The organism is Lysobacter arenosi, from assembly GCF_016613475.2.
Lineage (GTDB): Bacteria > Pseudomonadota > Gammaproteobacteria > Xanthomonadales > Xanthomonadaceae > Lysobacter_J > Lysobacter_J arenosi.
Genome location: NZ_CP071517.1, coordinates 1,677,228 through 1,696,720, shown reverse-complemented (window position 1 = coordinate 1,696,720; position 19,493 = coordinate 1,677,228). Strand labels below are relative to the sequence as shown.

Below are 19,493 nucleotides of genomic sequence, written 5' to 3'. Positions count from 1 at the left end.
TCAAGCGTCATGGGGCGCGCGCGCGTACAGGTCACAGCAGTCAATACCACTTCAAGGAGCGGTCATGTGCATCAACGGAATGATGCTTGTGCTTTGCAAGTCATGCGTGAAGTTGCTGGTCCTGCTCTGGGTTGGTGCCGTCTCGTTAAACGCCAGTGCCCAGTATGTTCCACCGTCAACATACTGCTACAGCGAGAAGTGCTTCACGTCGCTCACCGAGGCCGAAGCCGCCATGCAGGCGGCGGTTCCGAACGGAAAGCACCTGAGGCAGTCCAGGATAGGGTTCGAGTACGGGGCCGCACCGGACCGAAAGTCATTTCTGGGCTACAAGGTCGTCGACCAGGCACCTGCCAGAATCCATGCCGCTGGATATTCGATCGGCTGGACGGGGTCTTGTGCACGAACCAGCAACCCTCACTACCCGAACTTCTGCGCCGATGAAAACGACAACATAGCTACCTACATCACATATCTCCGCGCGACGTTCCCGGGTTGCCAGTTCGACGTTAAGACTGTGATTGGCGGGCATGCGCCGTCGGTTGTCTCAGTCACTGCGATCAACGGCACTGTCGGGCAGATGAACTTTGAGGCCGGGTCGCGGAAGCGATTTCAGTACACGACTTGGTGCCCCGGATGGACGGCGAGCAGCATCAGCGAAATGACAATCGCAAAAGTGCAGACATTCGACTGCCCCGCAGGATTCTCGGTCAAGGGTGGCACCGCAGTCGAAGTCGATTGGCCCTTGGTATGCAGGACCACGGCGGGTGAGCAAACGATCTCGGCGCAAGTGAAGCAGGTCCACTCGTGTGCCGCGAATGCCCATCCATGCCATCCCGCTACGGGGGACAAGTCACGTTCCGAGACCGACTTCATTTTTGCCGGACGCGCATTTACTCGCAACTACCATTCGTTGCGCCAGTTCGAGGACGTGACGATGGCCCCGGGGTGGTCGCATACCTATGGGGAGCGGATCCACTTTGCGTCGCGATACCTGATCGGCAGCGATGGCACCTACGAAACGTTCAGACAGGTCGAGGGCTCCCGCTTCCTCATCGACAACTCTGCGGACCGGATCATCGACCCAGTCAATGGTGGGGCCAACGGGTTTCTCCTTACGGAGTCCAATGGGGACATCAAGGAATTTGATTCCACCGGCCGACTTACGGCCGTGCGGACTCCCGGTGAACCCTCTCGTGACGTGTCCCTGGTGTACGCGAATGGTCGACTGGCCAAGTTGATCGGCTTCGATCGCCGTGAAGTGGCTTTCCAGTATGAACTCGGCCAGATCGCGGCTATCACGCTGCCCGATGGTGTCGACATCAGATACGAGCGGGACGGCGATGGCAATCTGACGTTGGTTAGGTATGGCGCAGACGTTCGCCAATACCACTATGCCGAAAGCGGGCTGGCGGACCCGAAGTTCAAGCACCATCTGACGGGCATCACCGGGGAGGGCGGCGCGCGATACGCTTCATTTGCCTATGACAGCTTTGGACGCGTGACCAGCAGCCGCCTGCATGGCTCTGGTGGGTTCGTTGAAACGACCAGTCTCGATTACGAGGCGGCCGATGTCGTTGCCGTGGAGACTGCGTCGGGCGAGGTCAGGACCTACAAGATGCAACCGGGACTGTATCGGCGAATCGCAAGTGTCTCGGGTGCAGGCGGAACTATCCGCAACAGCTATCTTCGCGACGGTCGCCTGGGTGCCCGCTCGGAGCCAGGCGGTGGATCAACCGTGTATGAGTACACCGGTACATACCTGTCTGCTCGACGTTCGGCGGTCGGGACCGAGTTCGAGAGGAAGGAGGTGTTGCAACGCGATTCCGCGCATCGCATCAATCGCGCCGAGCTCTGGGGCCTGCGAAACGGGAGGCAGACCTTGCAACGCGTGGATCTGACCGTCCACGACAATGCAGGGCGCCCAATTGCGCAGTGCGCGGTGGATCCCGATTCTTCCACGACTAGCGACTACGATTGCGGATCGTCTGCGCTTGCGCCTGCCGGAGTGCGACAGAAGCGCTTTATCTACTGCGACTCTCAAGCTGTGCAGGCGGGCCAGTGTCCGCTGCCAGGTTTGCTCGTCTCGATGGATGGTCCGCGGGTCGACCTGGATGACCGTATCTCTTACCAGTACTACGCCGCGGACCACACTGACTGCGCCACGATACCCGCCAATTGTCGTTGGCGCAGGGGCGATCTGTGGAAGCTGACCGACGCCGTTGGCCACGTCACTGAGACCCTTCGTTACGACGGCGCAGGTCGGGTGCTGTCGGTGAAGGAGCCGGACGGGGTGATCGCCGACTTCGAGTACCACCCGCGCGGCTGGCTGACCCCCCACAAGATACGAGGTGCGGACGCAGCTACCGAGGGTGACGACCAGATCACCCGCATCGACTACTACCCGACCGGCCTGGTCAGCAGCACCACGCTTCCGGACGGCAGGTTCACATCGTACGTGTACGACGCCGCCCACCGCCTGATCGACATCGTCGATGCCGAAGGTAACCGAATCCATTACACCCTCGATAACGCCGGGAACCGCGTCAAGGAAGAGGTCAAGGGCAGCGACGACACCCTCAAGCGCACCCTGTCGCGCGTCTATAACCAACTGGGCCAGCTGCAGACGGCCAAAGACTCCGGAAGTCACGCAACCAGGTTCACTTACGACGCCAGCGGCAACCTTGATACCGCCACCGACGCGCTGGGTCGCGTCACCAACAACGACCACGATCCGCTGAACCGGCTCAGCCGGACCCTGCAGGACGTCGGTGGCATCAACGCCGAGACCCGGTTTCACTACGATGCCCAGGACAACCTGACCGAAGTCGTTGACCCCAAGGGTCTGAGCACCAAGTACACCTACAACGCCTTCGGCGATCTGACCAAGCTGGAAAGCCCGGACACCGGCATCACGACCTACGGCTACGACAGTGCCGGCAACCGCACCAGCGTGCTCGACGCCCGAGGTGAGCTGGCCCGCTACGGCTACGACGCCCTCAACCGCCTGACCAGCATCGGCTACAGCGACGCCAGCTTGGACGTCGCCTATAGCTACGACACCGTCCAGCCCGAGTGCACCGCGACGGAGTCGTTCGCCGTCGGCCGCCTGACCCGCATGAACGACGGCAGTGGCAGCACCCGCTACTGCTACGACCAGTTCGGCAACCTGACCCGCAAGGTGCAAGTCACCAATGGGCAGACGTTCGCCTTGCGGTATGCCTACACCAAGAGCGGGCAGCTCAGCGGCATGGAGTACCCGGACGGAACAGTGGTCGACTACGTCCGCGATGGCTTAGGTCAGGTGAATGAAGTGGGGGTGGCCTTGCCGGGCAGCACACGGCAAGTGCTGCTAACTGGCGCCTCGTATAACCCGTTCGGCCCGATCGCCGGCTGGACGTTCGGCAACGGCAGGACGATGGTCCGCACGCTGGACCTGGACTACCGGCCGAAGGCAATCCTGAGCACGGGCATAGGAGCAGGGGGGCTAAACCTGGGTTACGGCTGGGATGCAGTAGGAAATATGGCCAGCCTTCATACGAGTGGGCTGGAGCAGCCACCGAAGGCTCGGTTCGGTTACGACGCGCTGAACCGGCTGACCGAGTTCCAGGACGGTCCGACGGGTTTGGCGATCGAGAAGTATGGGTACGACGCTACGGGAAACCGCACGATATTCACGAACGCGAACGGCACACAACTATACGCATACGCAGCTGGCAGCCATCGACTGACCACCGTTGCAGGTGTGCCGCGCAGCTACGACGCAGCTGGAAATGCCGTCTCGATTGGCGGAACGTCGAGTGAGTTCAAGTACAACGCGGTAGGCCGTATGAGCCTCGTTGAGCGCGACAACCTGGTAGCGATGCGCTACGACTACAACGGCAAGGGCGAGCAGGTGCGGAAGCATCTTTCCGCCAACAGCGCCTACGTCATCTACGACGAGGCCGGACACTGGGTCGGTGACTACCGAAACATCGGAGTCCCGGCTCAACAGGTGATCTGGCTGGATGATCTCCCGGTCGGAGTGATCTCAAATGCTCAGGTGAGCTACATCGAGCCGGACCACCTCGGTACGCCAAGGGTGGTGATCGAGCCTCGACGCGACGTGGCGGTGTGGAGCTGGGATCTGGCTAGCGAGGCATTTGGCAATAGCGCGCCGAGTCAGGATCCAGACGCCGACACTCAGCGCTTCGAGCTGGACATGCGGTTCCCGGGGCAACGTTACGATGCCGCGTCAGGCCTGAACCAGAATGGCTATAGGGAATACGAATCCAATGGCCGGTATACGCAATCCGATCCAATTGGCCTGCGAGGCGGAACTAGCACCTATACCTACGTAGCATCTAGGCCATTGACCTACTCCGATCCGCTTGGCTTAGAGGGGCCGGGCTGGTGGAATTCCGCCCCGTTCCTTTCTGAAATGGGAAGTAGGCACGGACAAGCGGCTTCCGGGGCATATCACGACTACAGAGGGTGGCGGGTTTGGGGTCATCAGCGATTCCCAGCGGAAAAGAATTCATTCGCGCGTCATTGCACGGTGAGCTGCATTCTTTCCAAGAAATACGGAACGGGGTTTACCAGGACTGCGGGGTATATCAATGAGTACCAGGGATTCTATGTTCATGATCTTTGGGATTTGCAAAGAAGGTTCCGCGGTGAACGCCAATGGGCGTTCCAGACGGACGACCTTGCAGCAAATGAAGAAGGGTTCAAATGTTCAAATAAACAGCAGTGCACGCCATCCGGTTCGGACGCTGCTTCTATTGCCACGGAATGCGAGAAGTGCTGCACAACTGGGGTCATGCATGGGTACTAACTTTCGTGCGGTTCTATTGAGCGGCCTATTGGCGTTGCTATTAGCGGGGTGCTGGCAAGGCCCAAGCGGTGACGAGCTAGTCTCACAAACAAAACGCATCCTGTCGGAAGCGAACCCTGGCTGTCCGATTGATGTGGCTTTCAATGGCGTCGGCGAAGGTGATGCGGATAGCGCCTATGCGGCAATACGCCTGGTAACGGGCCCGGCCGACAACCGCCGATCCAAGGATATAGAGGTTCTAGTCTCCGACTCAGTATCCGGCCGCTGGGATATCCAGCAAGTGGGTTCTACACAGCTGGTAGGTGCGGCAATCCAGCTTTGCAAAAATTAGAAATACGACCGAAGCCACGCACTAAGCATTGAGCGTCAACTGTGGAGTCATTTCCATGGATTGATCGGGCGAGGCGCTAGACAATTGCGAAGGTATCGAGGACGAGTTGGCCTGGGGACACGAGTCGTTGCTCGAGCCATTGCGACGCAGAAGTGCCCGGAAGCACTTTGCCCGTTGTGTGGTGGAAGCGCGCCAAGTCCATACGGACAAGTCGTCAATGATGTGTCAGTCCGGCATCGAGATGGAGTTCTTGAGCCATTCCTTCTCAGCATATCGGCGCCAGTTAGATCAGGAAGTCGGGATTCTGGCTAGCGAAGTGGGTACGAGAATGGCGAGCTGCATGGCACCTGCCGGAGTTGGTGGGATAACGGTGAACCGAAGGAAGGGGTATTCCAGGTCAACAGCATGAATCGAGCCCTTATAGGCCGGCACTGCATCCAAACAATGGGCGAGGCGGGTTCTATGAGTGGGGCGCTGACTATTGAGGATGTTCCATGAACCTGCTTGAGGCTATAGATAAACTTCTCGACTGCGATGGAGATGAAGTCCTGTTCGCAAAGAGGCCGTGGTCGGAAATGTCTGAAGCGATGATCATCTCGCTCGAGCCGGAGCAGCCAATTTCAACGGAGATCAAGAGCGCTGGGTACGACTATTTCTTGGAAGCTGTTATAGCGAAGGAGATCGTTGAGGGACTCGGTTCCGAGGGAACTCCAGACAGGCAACGATCGCTGCTGATCTACTACGCAGAGAATGATGCATATCCAGATTGGTTCTTTGTGCTTAAAGAGGGTGGTTGGGCGAATCATTGGTGGCGCTGGCGGAAAAGCAGGTGGATATGTCAACAACTGAATCTGACATCGAGCGGGATCTTCGTTCGATAGAGCAATTCGGAGAATCTACTGATTCACTGGCGGCATTGTGGATAGTGCGACCTAGTGCAATTGCCCGCTCGCCCCGAACGACCTGCCATTGAACACAAGGAACGACTAGGCATGAACGAATATAGCCATCAAGTCGCGTTCGATCCAGACAACCAGAGAGCTTCTCGTGCTTCGGGTGGACGGGACTCTCCGTCGTGTGCTTCTAATCAGCCGCTTCGTTGGGGGATGTCAAAGTGAGTTCCAGCCCCCGCGCGAGTTCGTCGCCTAGCGGGGCATGTCAAGCTCTAGAATGGCGTCAGGAAATCGAGCTTTCTCACGATGGCTGCAACAAGATTGCTGATAGTTGGCCTGCCAGTTCCGCGTGGTCGATCGGCTTGCGCAGCACCGTCCGAAGCATGTTCGCCGGCAGCGCCTGCTCGCTGACACGATCGGCCAGGCCGGTGTAGAGAAGCACCGGCAGCTGCGGTGCGACGGACTGCAGCGACTGCGCCAGCTGGATGCCGGTGATCGATGGCATCGAGTGGTCGGTGATCAGCAACTGGTAGTGCGTCGGAGCCTGCTTGATCCGTTCGAGCGCCTGCGCGGGCGCGGCGACGAAGTCCGCCTCCAGCCCCCAGCTCGACAACAGTTCGCACATGAACTCGCCAACGCTGCGCTCGTCGTCGACGACGAGCACGCGGCCCAGCAGTCGCGGGGTGGCCGTCGGCGCGCTCGCGCGCTGTTGGCGAACGACTTCGTCCACGTCGGCCTTGCAGATCGGCAGCAGCACCCGGAAGCAGGTGCCGCGGCCCGGCTCGGAGTCGACGACAAGGTGCCCGCCATGCTCGTGGACGATGCCGTGCACGGTCGCCAGGCCCATGCCGGCGCCTTTGCCCGGTGGCTTGGTCGAGAAGAACGGATCGAAGATGCGCTCCAGCACTGCCGGTTCGATGCCGGGTCCGGAATCGCCGATAGCGATCTCGACGTACGTTCCCGACACCGGCTGCTGGCACGCGCTGCACAACCCGCCATCCTCGTTGGCCTCATGCAGTCCGATCTCGAGCCGGCCGCGGCCCTGCATCGCGTCGCAAGCATTGAGGCACAGGTTGAGCATCACCTGGCCGAACTGCACCGGGTCGAAGCAGATGGCGCCGACACCGGAAACGGTATCGACCGCCACGTCCACCTCGCAGGGGATGCTGGGGCGCAGCACCGCCAGGTTCTGCTCGATGCACTGGGCCGGGTCGAGCAGGCGCGGCTCGCCCTTCTGTCCGCGACTGAACATCAGCATCTGCTGGATCAGGTCGCGCGCCCGCTCGCAGGACTGCAGCGCGTGACCCAGGTAGCTCTCCAGGCGCGCGTCGCCTCCGCTGGCGCTGCGCTCGCTGGCCATGGCCACGTAGCCCATGATGCTGGCCAGCAGGTTGTTGAAGTCGTGGGCGATGCCGCCGGTGAGATGGCCCAGCGCTTCCATCTTCTTGGCCTGCAGCAGCTGCGACTCGAGGCGGGCACGGCGCTGCTCGGCCTCGATGCGTTCGGTGATGTCGCGCAGGTAGCCGATGAAGATGCGCCCCGACGGGCTCTCGTCGACGCCGATGGCCAGCTCCGCCGGGAACTCGCTGCCGTCGGCACGCAGCGCGGTCACCTCCAGTCGTCGCTGCAGGTACGGTCCGGGACCGCCGGAGAGGAAGCGCTGCATGCCCTGGCGATGACGCTCGCGGTAGCGCTCGGGGATGATCAGTTCGGCCAGCGATTGCCCGAGTGCTTCGCGCTCACGGTAGCCGAAGCAGGTCTCGGCGGCCGGATTGAACTTGATGATCGTGCCGTGCTCGTCCATGGCGATGATGCAGTCGAGCGCGGCGCTGACAGTGGCGCGCAGGTGCTCGGCGTTGCGCTGTGCGGCCTCCTCGGCGAGCTTGCGTTCGGTGATGTCGCGGGTGAAGGCGAGGATCCGCGGCTCGCCACCAATGCGGGCGGCCTTGAGGAACACCTCGTCCCAGTACAGGCTGCCGTCCTTGTTGCGGCGGCGCCATTCGAACCGGGCCGAGCCGTGCTGCTGTGCGTACTGCAGGTGCGTGGCCGCATCGGCGCCGGTGTAGGGCGCCTCGCCCGAGCCGAGGTTGTCGACGGCAATGTGCAGCAGTTCGTCGTGGCTGTAGCCGGAGGTCGTGCAGGCCTTCGGGTTGACGTCGACGATGCGGTCGATGGCCGGGTCGTAGACGACAATCGCATCCTCGCTGGCCTCGAAGATCTGCCGATAGCTGACCTGCGAGGCCAGCAACGCCGCGTCGGCGCGCTGGCGCTCGATCTCGGCCGATGCGCGAACGGCGAAGATCTTCATCACCGACTCGATGAACTCGGCCTGTTCCAGCGGGCGCCGCGACACGATCGAGATCAACCCGAGCGGACGCCCCTGGGTATCGGTGAGCGGGTAGCCGGCATAACTTTCCGCGCCGAGCTCGATGAAGTCGTCATCCAGCGGGAACAGGTGACCCAGACCGGCCGGATAGATGCGGAAGCCGTGGCCGACGACGGTGTCGCAGGCGGTGTTGGCCAGCGCGTACTCGAAGTTCTCGCGCGGCGCGCCGTCGGCGACGAAGGCCAGCACGCGCATCATGCCCGGGTCTTCTTCGCGCATCTCGGCGATGAAGGCGACCTCGACGTCGAGGATCGCGCCGAGGTAACGCGACAGCTCGACAAACAGATCGCGTCCGCGCGCGCTCGACACCGCCAGCGCCGAACTGCTCAGCGCGGTTTCGATCTGCTTGCGGCGGGTGATGTCGGTGGCGATACCGCAGACCGCATAGGGCGCGCCATCGCAATCGAGCAGCGGGAACTTGGCCGAGAGGTAAGTGCGCTGCTCACCGGCGAACACGCCGCTCTCCTCGAACTCCATCGCCCGCGCTTCCAGCAGCACGCGCATATCGTTGCGGCGCAGACCGGCGGCCTGCTCGGCGGGGAAGATGTCGCGATCGGAGCGCCCGATCAGCGCCGCGGCATTGTGGCCGGTCAGGCGTTCGAACTCGCGGTTGACGAACAGGTAGCGGCCGCTGCGATCCTTGGCGAACACTGCCGCCGAGGTGTTGTCGAGCACCTGTTGCAGGCGCAGTTCGCTGTCGCGCAGTGCGCGCTCGCGGTCGTCGGCGAGGGCAATACCGGGCAGATCGCCGGACTTCATGGCGTGACTCCGCTGCAGGCGTGGACCGAGTATAGGAGCGCCAAATGCAGGCGCGGGCCGCTGTTACGCGGCAGAAACAATTCCGTCCGCGGCAGTTACGTGGACGGCACGAACATGTAGCCGACGCCGCGGACCGTGCGGATCGCGCGCGGGTTGTCCGGGTCGATTTCCACCTTGCGCCGCAGGCGGGCGATGCGGATGTCGATCGAGCGATCGAACGGCTCCCATTCACGATTGTGTGTGAGGGTCAGGATCTGGTCGCGCGAGAGCGCCCTGCCGGGGTGCTCATGCAGCACGCGCAACAGGTCGAACTCCATGTGCGTGACCATGACCTCGGTGCCATCGGCATCGAAGACCTGGTGCGCGTCCAGGTCGAGCGTGCAGCGGCCGAACGTGACGCGCCGGCCGCCGCCATTGGCCACCGGCGCTTCCGGCCGTGCCTGGATGCGGCGCAGGACGCTCTTGATGCGTGCCATCAGCTCGCGCGGGTCGAATGGCTTGGCGACGTAGTCGTCGGCGCCGATCTCCAGGCCGACGATGCGGTCGATCACGTCGCCGGAGCCGGTGACCATGATGATGCCGACGTCGTAACGCTCGCGCAGGAAGCGTGCCAGGCTCAGGCCGTCCTCGCCCGGCAGGCGGATGTCGAGCAGGACGATGTCGGGCGCTTCACGCTCGAGTTCGCTGCGCATGGCCGCGCCGTCACCGGCCTGCAGGGCCCGGAAATTGTGGGTGCTCAGCGCCTCCACGAGCATCTCGCGGGTCGCCTGGTCGTCGTCGACCACCAGAACACAGGGCGTATGCGCCATCAGCTGCTCCTGCCTGCAAAGCCGCGCCGACAGTATCGGCCGTCGTTACCAGCTGTTACAAACCCGCCGCGCGCAGACATCCGATCGATACGCGCGCTATCTAGATTGGCCCCCATGCCGACGCACACGACGACGGCAACACCTGGGAGGCCGTCATGGGCCGTTGTCCGCTCACCATCGACAGCAATCGGCTGAACCAGCAGGTCCGCGTCGTCTATGAGCGCGTCGCCCGCGACCCGGCCAGCCGCTTTCATTTCCACACCGGCGCAGCCTACGCGGCGCACCGGCTGGGCTATGACGCGGCCGCACTGGCGGCGCTGCCGGCGGTCTGCACCGAGCGCTTCTCCGGTGTCGGCAATCCGCTGCGCATTGGCACGATCCCTGCCGGCGGCGTGGTGCTCGACCACGCCTGCGGTTCGGGCATGGACCTGCTGCTGGCGGCGCGCGCGGTCGGCCCGAACGGGCGGGTGATCGGTGTCGACCTGACCGCGGCCATGCGCGCCTGCGCGATGGCGGCCGCGGCCCAGGCCGGCCTGCTGGATCGTCTGGAACTGCATGAAGGCACCTTCGAGGACCTGCCGGTTGCCGACGCCAGCGTCGACATCCTGATCTCAAACGGAGTGATCAACCTGGCACCGGACAAACCCCGGCTGATGTCCGAGGTGGTTCGCGTGCTGCGGCCGGGCGGGGCGCTGTACCTGGGCGCCGTCGCGGTCGACCGCGAACTGGCCGCCGTTGCCCGTGGCAACGCCGACCTGTGGGCGGCCTGCATCGGTGGCGCATCGACCGAGGCCTCCTTGTTGCAACTGATCGACGACAGCGGCCTGGAGCAGGCACGCGTATGCGAACGCTTCGAGTCCTTCGTCGGTACCGACGTCGACCGCAAGTTCCACAACCGGCTGCACGCCTATGGCGTGAACGTGCATGCCGTCAAACCGCACGCCATTGCTTCACGGGACATGTCGGCCTGAGGCCGCATCCACCGCAACCGGAGAACCACCATGCTCAGGAAGTACGTCATCGAACGAAACATCAGCGGCATCGGCAAGGAGCCCTACGAGGCGCTGTGCGATGTCGCCCAGCGCTCCAACCAGGTGCTCGACGAACTCGGCACCGGCGTGCAGTGGCTGCATTCGTACGTCGCCAACGACAAGACCTACTGCGTCTACCTGGCGAGCGACGAATCGTTGATCCGCGAACACGCACAGCGTGCGGGCTTTCCCGCCGACGCCGTCGTCGAAGTGCAGTCGGTACTCGATCCGACCATGGCGCCTGCGTGAGCCCGACCCACCTCTAAACGCTACACCGCTGTGAAGCATGGCCATCTCGGCCCCCGGCCCAGGGAAAGCGGGCAGGGCATCGCCGTTCGGCCACGAATAAAGGAATTGAACCATGAACGTGATGACCCTGATTTCCGCACTGGCAATGATCGCTGCCACTCATTCGATCGCGACCCGCGTGGTTGCACAGCCCGTGGGAGATGGGCCGGTCCATACCATGCCGATACATGACCTGCCTGGCGTGCGCGTGATCGCCACACTCGAGCCCGAGCTGACGCCTCTGCCGCCGATCACCACGGTCGCGTCGGCGGAGCCAGAACCCGAACGCGTGTTCGATCTGCCGACCGTCCGCGTGTATCCAAGCCATGACCAGGTCATGCAGTTCCGCATGGCACGTTCGCGCACGGCGCTGGCCGTGCCTGCCGCGAGGACGCGACGCGGTGCGACGCCGCAGCGCACGCTGGCCAGCCAGTCCACTTACGCCGCCAATGAACGTGGCGACCGCTGGCAGGCGGTGGCCTGCATCGCCCGCATGCGCCTGTCGCGGGTGTGGCCGGTGTCGCGTTGCGATATCGCCGACAACGCGCGGTCCGCGGCGCGGATCGGCATGGCGCTGGCCAGCCAACCGGTGGCAGTCCGGCGACGATGAGCCTTCCGGCAAGTCGCACAAACAACGAGGCCCCGCAGTGCGGGGCCTCGTTGCGTTGCGATCACGGACGCGTAACGGTTACGCCTCGACAACTTCGTCCTTGTACGCATCCACCGGGATGCACGCGCACATGACGTTCTTGTCGCCGTAGACGTTGTCGACGCGGGCGACCGGCGGCCAGTACTTCTGCAGGCGCAAGGAGGGCAGCGGGAACGCCGCCAGCTCACGCGGGTACGCGTGGGTCCACTCGCTGGCCGTGACCGCGGTGGCGGTGTGCGGTGCGTGCTTGAGCGGGTTGTCCTCGCGGTCGAGCTTGCCGTCCTCGATCGCGCGGATCTCGTCGCGGATCTGGATCATCGCGTCGATGAAGCGGTCGAGCTCGTGCTGCGACTCCGACTCGGTCGGTTCGACCATCAGCGTGCCGGCGACCGGGAAGCTCAGGGTCGGGGCGTGGAAACCGAAGTCGATCAGGCGCTTGGCGACGTCCTCGGCCGACACGCCGGTGGCGTCCTTCAGCGGGCGCAGGTCGAGGATGCACTCGTGCGCTACCAGGCCATTGCGACCGGTGTAGAGCGTCTCGTAGTGAGGTGCCAGGCGGGTGGCGATGTAGTTGGCGTTGAGCAGGGCGACCTGGGTCGCCTTGCGCAGGCCTTCGGCGCCCATCATCGTCACGTACATCCAGCTGATCGGCAGGATCGAGGCCGAACCGAAGCTCGCCGCCGAGACCATGCCGACATCGCCTTCGCCACCGAACGTGCGCGGCAGGAACGGAGCGAGGTGCGACTTCACCGCGCACGGGCCGACGCCCGGACCACCGCCGCCGTGCGGGATGCAGAAGGTCTTGTGCAGGTTCAGGTGCGACACGTCCGAGCCCCACTTGCCGGGCTTGGCGACGCCGACCAGGGCGTTCATGTTGGCGCCGTCGGTGTAGACCTGGCCGCCGTGCGTGTGCACGATCTCGCAGATCTTGACGATGTCTTCCTCGAACACGCCGTGCGTGGACGGGTAGGTGATCATCAGCGCGGCCAGGCGGTCGCTGTACTTCTCGGCGGCGCGCTGGATGTCGTCGACATCGACGTTGCCGTTGGCATCGCACTTGGTCACCACGACCTGCATGCCGCACATCTGCGCCGAGGCCGGGTTGGTGCCGTGCGCCGACTCCGGGATCAGGCAGATGTCGCGGTGGTCCTCACCGCGCGAGCGGTGGTAGGCGCGGATTGCCAGCAGGCCGGCGTATTCGCCCTGCGCGCCGGAGTTCGGCTGCAGGCTGACGGCGTCGTAGCCGGTGCACTCGACCAGCATCGCTTCCAGGCCGTCGATCAGTTCCTTGTAGCCCTGCGCCTGCGTGGCCGGGGCCAGCGGATGCAGGTTGCCGAACTCGGGCCAGGTCACCGGGATCATCTCGGCGGTGGCGTTGAGCTTCATCGTGCAGCTGCCCAGCGGGATCATGGTGCGATCCATCGCCAGGTCCTTGTCGGCCAGGGCGCGCATGTAGCGCAGCAGCTCGTGCTCGCTGTGGTGGGTGTTGAACACCGGGTGCGCGAGGAAGCCGCTGGTGCGCTTCAGGCCAGCCGGCAGGGCATCGGCGGTGGCGCTGTCGAGGGCGTCGATGTCGCTGATGCTGGCGCCGAACAGTGCTGCCAGCGCGATCACGTCGGCTCGCGTGGTGGTCTCGTCGAGGCTGATGCTGACGCTGTTGCCATCGATGCGACGCAGGTTGATGCGCGCGGCCTCGGCCTTGGCGTGGACCGCGGCGGCATCGACGCCGACGACGTGCAGCGTGTCGAAGAAGTCCGGGCCGACCGTGAGGCCGGCCTGGCGCAGCGCGCCGGCAAGGATCGCGGCGAGGCGATGGGTGCGGCGGGCGATGCGGGTCAGGCCCTCGGGACCGTGGTAGACCGCGTACATGCTCGCCATCACCGCCAGCAGCACCTGCGCGGTGCAGATGTTGGAGGTCGCCTTCTCGCGGCGGATGTGCTGCTCGCGCGTCTGCAGGGTCAGGCGGTAGGCGGCCTTGCCCTCGGCGTCAATGGATACGCCGATCAGGCGGCCAGGCATCGAGCGCTTGTAGGCGTCGCGGCAGGCCATGAACGCGGCATGCGGGCCGCCGAAACCGAACGGCACGCCGAAGCGCTGGGTGTTGCCGACGACGATGTCGGCGCCCCATTCGCCGGGAGCTGCGATCAGGGTCAGTGCGAGCAGGTCGGTGGCCACGGCGACCAGGCCGCCGCGCGCGTGCACGGCATCGGCCAGCGCCTTGTAGTCGTGGACCTGGCCGAAGGTGTTGGGGTACTGCAGCAGCACGCCGAAGCTGTCGATGCTGATGGCTTCGGCGTCGTCGGCGACGACCAGCTCGATGTCGAGCGGCTCGGCGCGCGTGCGCAGCACTTCCAGCGTCTGCGGATGCACGCCGTTGGAAACGAAGAACACGTTCGACTTCGACTTGGCCGAGCGCTTGGCCAGGGTCATGGCCTCGGCGGCAGCGGTGCCTTCATCGAGCAGGGATGCGTTGGCGATCTCCATGCCGGTGAGGTCGGCGCACATGGTCTGGAAGTTGATCAGCGCTTCCATGCGGCCCTGCGAGATCTCCGCCTGGTACGGCGTGTAGGCCGTGTACCACGCCGGGTTCTCGAGGATGTTGCGCAGGATGACGTTGGGCGTGTGCGTGCCGTAGTAGCCCTGGCCGATGAAGCTGCGGAAGACCTGGTTCTGGTCCGCGATCGCGCGGATCTTGGCGATGGCCTCGACCTCGGTGATCGGCGCCGGCAGTGCCAGCGGTGACGGCGACTTGATGTTGGCCGGCACGATCGCGTCGGTCATCGCGTCGAGCGAGTCGTAGCCGACCACGCTCAGCATCTGGGCGATTTCAGCGTCGTTGGGGCCGATGTGACGCTCGAGGAAGGCGTCGTGGTGCTCGAGGTCGCGCAGGGAAGCAGGCGTGTTGTGGCTCATGGAGGCATCCGTTGTGGCTTGATGAAAAGCCGTGCGTGCGCAATCGCGCACATGGAATGCCCCTCTGTCCTTTTGCCTGAGAGTTTGGAAGCGCAGGGTCGGGGGACGAGGACCCCGCTTTGCTTCTTGCCCCTTCGGCGCCGGTCGTGCCCGCGAGGGCATCCGGTCTCTCCAGAGTTTGAGCCGACGGCGGTTGTGGGGCCTGAGCGATTCCGGGCGTTTGCGCCTTCGGCAGCGGTCCGGCCCTGTCTGGGCTGGTCCGCTTCTCCCACCGTCTGCTTGCGGTCGCAATTATAGCCGGTGTGGTCGTCCGGACGGGGCGTCGAGGTCGCGGAAATGATGCGACTGAGGGGTCACGACCCACCCCCGAGCCTGAATCGATCATGAAAATCCGCCGGGAATAAGTCTCGCGAGGCCGTGAGGGAAGGGTCGCCGAGGGTGCCCGGACAGATTAGGACGTTCCCCATATCACACAAATAACCGGTTCCTAGCATTCGCACCAGCCAAAGCCAAGCGCGGCTTTTTCTCACTCCTCAGGTGCAATGCAATGAACAACATCTTTCGAATCGTCTTCAACACCACCACTGGCCGTTGGGTCGTCGCCTCGGAAATGGCCAAGGGCCGCAAGAAGACCGGGAGGACTGTCGGTGGCGGGGCATTGCTTGGCGCCGTGATGCTGGCCGGCGTTTCCGGCTCCGCGGGAGCGGTGGAGACTGCCATGTTCAATGATTTCAACGATGGGATGTGCACCGTCATTCAGGACTCTTACACGGGCGCGACCGGAATCTCCAACCCCTCCTGCGCGCTCAGCCTGGGAACTGCCACGCCTTCGAGCGCCATGGCCTCGGGGCTCAACCTGATCTCGAACGGCAACGGCCTCTTCGCGCGCGGCGGCCTGGAAGTGTTCGGCAATAACGTCGTCGCCGGCAAGCCGGCCGCCTACATCCACGGAGGGTTGAGCTTGTTCGGCGGTCCCGGGATGACGGGAACCACCAACAAGCTGATGGGTCTTGCCAACGGCACCGCCGACACCGACGCGGTCAACGTCTCGCAGCTCAAGGGCGTGACCACCGCGCTCGGCGGCGGTGCGGACGTCAATGCCGACGGTACGATCAAGGCCCCGTCCTACACGGTCCAGGGCCAGGCCAACATTGCCGATGTCGGCACCGCGCTGGCCAAGCTGGACACGGCCACCACGGCCAACACCACAAACATCACCAGCATCGGTGGTCGCGTGACCACGGTCGAAGGCAACGTGACCAACCTGACCACCCAGATCAACAACGGCTCGGTGGGCCTGGTGAAGCAGGATTCGACAACCCGCACGATCGGCGTGGCCGAGGACACCGACGGCACGCTGGTGGATTTCGCCGGCACCGCCGGTGCCCGCAAGCTGACCGGTGTGTCCGTCGGCACGCTGTCGGCCACCTCGGTCGATGCGGTCAACGGTTCGCAGCTGTACGCCACCAACCAGAACGTGGCCCAGAACACCGCCGAAATCACCGCCCTGGACGGTCGCGTGACCACCAACGAAGGTGGCATCTCCACCATCAAGACCGACGTGACCAGCATCGATGGTCGTGTCACCCAGAACGAAGGTGATATCTCCGCCATCCAGACCGATGTGACCAACATCGGTGGTCGCGTGACCACGGTCGAAGGCAACGTGACCAACCTGACCACGCAGATCAACAACGGCTCGGTGGGCCTGGTGAAGCAGGACTCGACCACCCGCACGATCGGCGTGGCCAAGGACGCCGACGGTACGCTGGTGGACTTCGCCGGCACCGCCGGTGCCCGCAAGCTGACCGGTGTGTCCGTCGGCACGCTGTCGGCCACCTCGGTCGATGCGGTCAATGGCTCGCAGCTGTACGCCACCAACCAGAACGTGGCCCAGAACGCCACCGACATCACCGCCCTGGACGGTCGCGTGACCACCAACGAAGGTGACATCTCCACCATCAAGACCGATGTGACCAACATCGGTGGTCGCGTGACCACGGTCGAAGGCAACGTGTCCAATCTGACCACGCAGATCAACAACGGCTCGGTGGGCCTGGTGAAGCAGGACTCGACCACCCGCACGATCGGCGTGGCCACGGACACTGACGGCACGCTGGTGGACTTCGCCGGCACGGCCGGTGCCCGGAAGCTGACCGGTGTGTCCGTCGGCACGCTGTCGGCCACCTCGGTCGATGCGGTCAACGGTTCGCAGCTGTACGCCACCAACCAGAACGTGGCCCAGAACGCCACCGACATCACCGCCCTGGACGGTCGCGTGACCACCAATGAAGGTGATATCTCCGCCATCCGGACCGACGTGACCAGCATCGATGGTCGTGTCACCCAGAACGAAGGTGATATCTCCACCATCAAGACCGATGTGACCAGCATCGATGGTCGTGTCACCCAGAACGAAGGTGATATCTCCGCCATCCGGACCGACGTGACCAACATCGGTGGTCGCGTGACCACCGTCGAGGGCAGCGTGTCCAACCTGTACACCCAGCTCAATAGCGGTTCGGTCGGTATGGTGCAGCAGGCGGGCGCTGGCCAGAAGCTGACGGTGGGCAAGGACAGCGATGGCAGCGAGGTCGATTTCGCCAACAACGCCGGCCGTGCCCGCAGGCTGACCCGCGTGGCCGCCGGTACCGCCAGCGAGGACGCCGTCAACGTTTCGCAGCTCAAGTCCGTCGTCGACGGCATGGGCGGCGGCGCGTCGATCGACCCGGTCACCGGTCTCGTCACCGGTCCGACCTACCTCGTGACCAATTCCGATGGCTCGCAGTCGCAGGTCCACACCGTGGGTGATGCGGTCACCAACCTGGATGGCCGCGTCTACAACAACACCACGCAGATCACCAACCTCAGCAGCCAGATCAGCAGCGGCACGGTGGGTATGGTGCAGCAGGCGGGCGCTGGCCAGAAGCTGACGGTGGGCAAGGACACCGATGGCCGCGAGGTCAGCTTCACCAACGCGGCGGGCGAAGCACGCAAGCTCAGCGGCGTCGCCGCCGGGGCGGTCTCGGCCACCAGCACCGATGCGATCAATGGCAGCCAGCTGCACGGCGTCAGCCAGTCGGTGGCGACCGCGCTGGGCGGTGGTTCGGTTGTAAACGCCGATGGCACGGTCTCGGCACCGACCTACGCTGTCACCAATGCCGACGGCACCACCTCGAAGGTGTCCGGCGTCGAAGGCGCTATCACCAACCTGGACGGTCGTGTCTACAACAACACCGTGCGCATCGACAACGTCGAATCCAACGTCAACAACCTGACCCACCAGATCAATAGCGGCGCCGTTGGCCTCGTGCAGCAGGCGGCTCGCGGCGAGCAGCTGACGGTGGGCAAGGCGACTGACGGTACCTCGGTGAACTTCGCCGGCACGGCAGGCGACCGCGCGCTGACGGGCGTGGCGGCCGGCAAGGCCGACAACGATGCGGTGAACATGGGGCAGCTCAAGGCAGCGGGCGTGATCGACGAGAAGGGTAGACCAAGGCGATGGTGGCCTATGACAGCTCCGACAAGAGCAGCGTCACGCTTGGCGGCGAGGGTGCGGCGAAGCCGGTGACGATGCGTAACGTCGCTGCCGGTGTATCCGACCACGATGCCGTCAACGTCTCCCAGCTCAATGCCCGCCTGCAGGCGCAGAACAATACCGTGTTGTCGCAGGCCAACGCGTACGCCGACGACCGCTTCAAGAGCGCCATGGGCGAGATCGACAGTCTGCGTAGCGATGTCGACAATCGTTTCCAGGTCCAGGACGAGCGCATTGATCGCCTCGGCGCGATGGGCAGCGCGATGGCCTCCATGACCGCGAGCATGAGCGGCGTGAACCGGAACAATCGCGTCGGCGTGGGTGCGGGCGCGAGCAACGGCAAGCTCGCCATGGCCGTGGGTTACCAGCGCGCCTTCCGGAACAGTGGGGCCACGCTGACGGCCGGTGCTTCGTTCACCGACGAGGACAGCACCGTCGGCGTGGGTGCCGGTTTCGGCTGGTAAGTCTCGGCGACACCGTCGTCGTGCCAGCTCGACAGTGAGTGAAGGGGGCGGAGCAATCCGCCCCCTTTTTCTGTGCCTTATGTGCCGGAACATTCATCGCCGGAACGCGGTCGTGCCGCAGGGGGTATCCTTTGCAACCCGCCCCCCTCGGGAATCACACATGGACGCCGCCCCGTTCCGATTGCTGCAGCTCGATCACGTCGTGCTGCGTGTGCGCGACCCGGCGGCGATGGCGGCGTTCTACTGCGACGTGCTCGGCTGCAAGGTCGAGCGCCGCGTGGACGCGATCGGCCTGCTCCAGTTGCGTGCCGGCAACTCGCTGATCGACCTGGTCGACGTGGCCGGCAAGATCGGGCGCATGGGCGGCGCGGCACCCGGGGTGGAAGGACGCAACATGGACCATCTGTGCCTGCGCGCCGACCCCTTCGACCGTGATGCCATCGTGGACTACCTGCAGGCGCGTGGCGTGCAGGTCGGCGAGTTCGGGCGACGCTACGGTGCCGAAGGTGAAGGTCCGTCGCAGTACCTGTTCGATCCGGAGGGCAATCTGGTCGAGCTCAAAGGCCCGCCTGACGAAGTGCCGATCGATACCGCGGCGTCGAACGCCGGTACCTGATTG

11 protein-coding genes and 2 riboswitches are annotated in these 19,493 nt (G+C 64.1%); of the genes, 8 read left to right on the top strand and 3 right to left on the bottom strand.

Annotated elements, in window-relative coordinates:
• Positions 1 to 64 precede the first annotated feature (64 nt).
• Positions 65 to 4,813 (top strand): RHS repeat-associated core domain-containing protein, encoded by a 4,749-nt coding sequence (locus tag HIV01_RS18155; RefSeq protein ID WP_245156946.1) that lies wholly within the window; start codon positions 65 to 67, stop codon positions 4,811 to 4,813.
• 825 nt (positions 4,814 to 5,638) lie between these two features.
• Positions 5,639 to 6,025 (top strand): hypothetical protein, encoded by a 387-nt coding sequence (locus HIV01_RS07830; RefSeq protein ID WP_200609349.1) that lies wholly within the window; start codon positions 5,639 to 5,641, stop codon positions 6,023 to 6,025.
• A 313-nt stretch (positions 6,026 to 6,338) separates the two neighbouring features.
• On the opposite strand, the gene HIV01_RS07825 is transcribed toward HIV01_RS07830, so the two are convergent.
• Together HIV01_RS07825 and HIV01_RS07820 are read right to left on the bottom strand one after the other, a co-directional pair.
• On the bottom strand, positions 6,339 to 9,182 hold the full coding sequence (locus HIV01_RS07825; RefSeq protein WP_200609347.1) for a PAS domain-containing hybrid sensor histidine kinase/response regulator: 2,844 nt from the start codon (positions 9,180 to 9,182) through the stop codon (positions 6,339 to 6,341).
• A 95-nt stretch (positions 9,183 to 9,277) separates the two neighbouring features.
• Positions 9,278 to 9,991, bottom strand: a complete 714-nt coding sequence (locus HIV01_RS07820) for a response regulator (RefSeq protein ID WP_200609345.1) — start codon at positions 9,989 to 9,991, stop codon at positions 9,278 to 9,280.
• 155 nt (positions 9,992 to 10,146) lie between these two features.
• Between HIV01_RS07820 and HIV01_RS07815 the strand changes: the two genes are divergently transcribed.
• The 3 genes from HIV01_RS07815 (at position 10,147) to HIV01_RS07805 (ending at position 11,920) form a co-directional block, all read left to right on the top strand.
• Positions 10,147 to 10,962 (top strand): methyltransferase domain-containing protein, encoded by an 816-nt coding sequence (locus HIV01_RS07815; RefSeq protein WP_200609343.1) that lies wholly within the window; start codon positions 10,147 to 10,149, stop codon positions 10,960 to 10,962.
• A gap of 30 nt (positions 10,963 to 10,992) precedes the next feature.
• Entirely contained in the window at positions 10,993 to 11,271 is a 279-nt protein-coding gene (locus HIV01_RS07810) for a DUF4242 domain-containing protein (RefSeq protein ID WP_200609341.1), read from the top strand.
• Positions 11,272 to 11,383: 112 nt separating this feature from the next.
• Positions 11,384 to 11,920, top strand: a complete 537-nt coding sequence (locus tag HIV01_RS07805) for a hypothetical protein (protein WP_200609339.1) — start codon at positions 11,384 to 11,386, stop codon at positions 11,918 to 11,920.
• Positions 11,921 to 11,998: 78 nt separating this feature from the next.
• On the opposite strand, the gene gcvP is transcribed toward HIV01_RS07805, so the two are convergent.
• Complete coding sequence (gcvP, locus tag HIV01_RS07800; RefSeq protein WP_200609337.1) at positions 11,999 to 14,872, bottom strand: aminomethyl-transferring glycine dehydrogenase; 2,874 nt, start codon at positions 14,870 to 14,872, stop codon at positions 11,999 to 12,001.
• A 62-nt stretch (positions 14,873 to 14,934) separates the two neighbouring features.
• A riboswitch (glycine riboswitch) is annotated at positions 14,935 to 15,049 on the bottom strand.
• Positions 15,050 to 15,052: 3 nt separating this feature from the next.
• Positions 15,053 to 15,153: riboswitch (glycine riboswitch) on the bottom strand.
• 266 nt (positions 15,154 to 15,419) lie between these two features.
• On the opposite strand from gcvP, the gene HIV01_RS07795 reads away from it, so the two are divergent.
• The 3 genes from HIV01_RS07795 (at position 15,420) to HIV01_RS07785 (ending at position 19,490) form a co-directional block, all read left to right on the top strand.
• Positions 15,420 to 18,443, top strand: a complete 3,024-nt coding sequence (locus tag HIV01_RS07795) for an ESPR-type extended signal peptide-containing protein (RefSeq protein ID WP_207527136.1) — start codon at positions 15,420 to 15,422, stop codon at positions 18,441 to 18,443.
• The gene (locus HIV01_RS07790; protein WP_245156945.1) at positions 18,374 to 18,874 is read left to right on the top strand and encodes a YadA-like family protein; all 501 of its coding nucleotides are present in this window, start codon (positions 18,374 to 18,376) and stop codon (positions 18,872 to 18,874) included. Before HIV01_RS07795 ends, HIV01_RS07790 begins: the two co-directional genes overlap by 70 nt.
• A gap of 160 nt (positions 18,875 to 19,034) precedes the next feature.
• On the top strand, positions 19,035 to 19,490 hold the full coding sequence (locus HIV01_RS07785; protein ID WP_200606198.1) for a VOC family protein: 456 nt from the start codon (positions 19,035 to 19,037) through the stop codon (positions 19,488 to 19,490).
• Positions 19,491 to 19,493 lie beyond the last annotated feature (3 nt).

Bases quoted from the DNA above. Each gene is read 5' to 3' on its own strand.
- HIV01_RS18155 (WP_245156946.1), top strand. From the start codon at position 65: ATGTGCATCAACGGAATGATGCTTGTGCTTTGCAAGTCATGCGTGAAG.
- HIV01_RS07830 (WP_200609349.1), top strand. From the start codon at position 5,639: ATGAACCTGCTTGAGGCTATAGATAAACTTCTCGACTGCGATGGAGAT.
- HIV01_RS07825 (WP_200609347.1), bottom strand. From the start codon at position 9,182: ATGAAGTCCGGCGATCTGCCCGGTATTGCCCTCGCCGACGACCGCGAG.
- HIV01_RS07820 (WP_200609345.1), bottom strand. From the start codon at position 9,991: ATGGCGCATACGCCCTGTGTTCTGGTGGTCGACGACGACCAGGCGACC.
- HIV01_RS07815 (WP_200609343.1), top strand. From the start codon at position 10,147: ATGGGCCGTTGTCCGCTCACCATCGACAGCAATCGGCTGAACCAGCAG.
- HIV01_RS07810 (WP_200609341.1), top strand. From the start codon at position 10,993: ATGCTCAGGAAGTACGTCATCGAACGAAACATCAGCGGCATCGGCAAG.
- HIV01_RS07805 (WP_200609339.1), top strand. From the start codon at position 11,384: ATGAACGTGATGACCCTGATTTCCGCACTGGCAATGATCGCTGCCACT.
- gcvP (WP_200609337.1), bottom strand. From the start codon at position 14,872: ATGAGCCACAACACGCCTGCTTCCCTGCGCGACCTCGAGCACCACGAC.
- HIV01_RS07795 (WP_207527136.1), top strand. From the start codon at position 15,420: ATGAACAACATCTTTCGAATCGTCTTCAACACCACCACTGGCCGTTGG.
- HIV01_RS07790 (WP_245156945.1), top strand. From the start codon at position 18,374: ATGGTGGCCTATGACAGCTCCGACAAGAGCAGCGTCACGCTTGGCGGC.
- HIV01_RS07785 (WP_200606198.1), top strand. From the start codon at position 19,035: ATGGACGCCGCCCCGTTCCGATTGCTGCAGCTCGATCACGTCGTGCTG.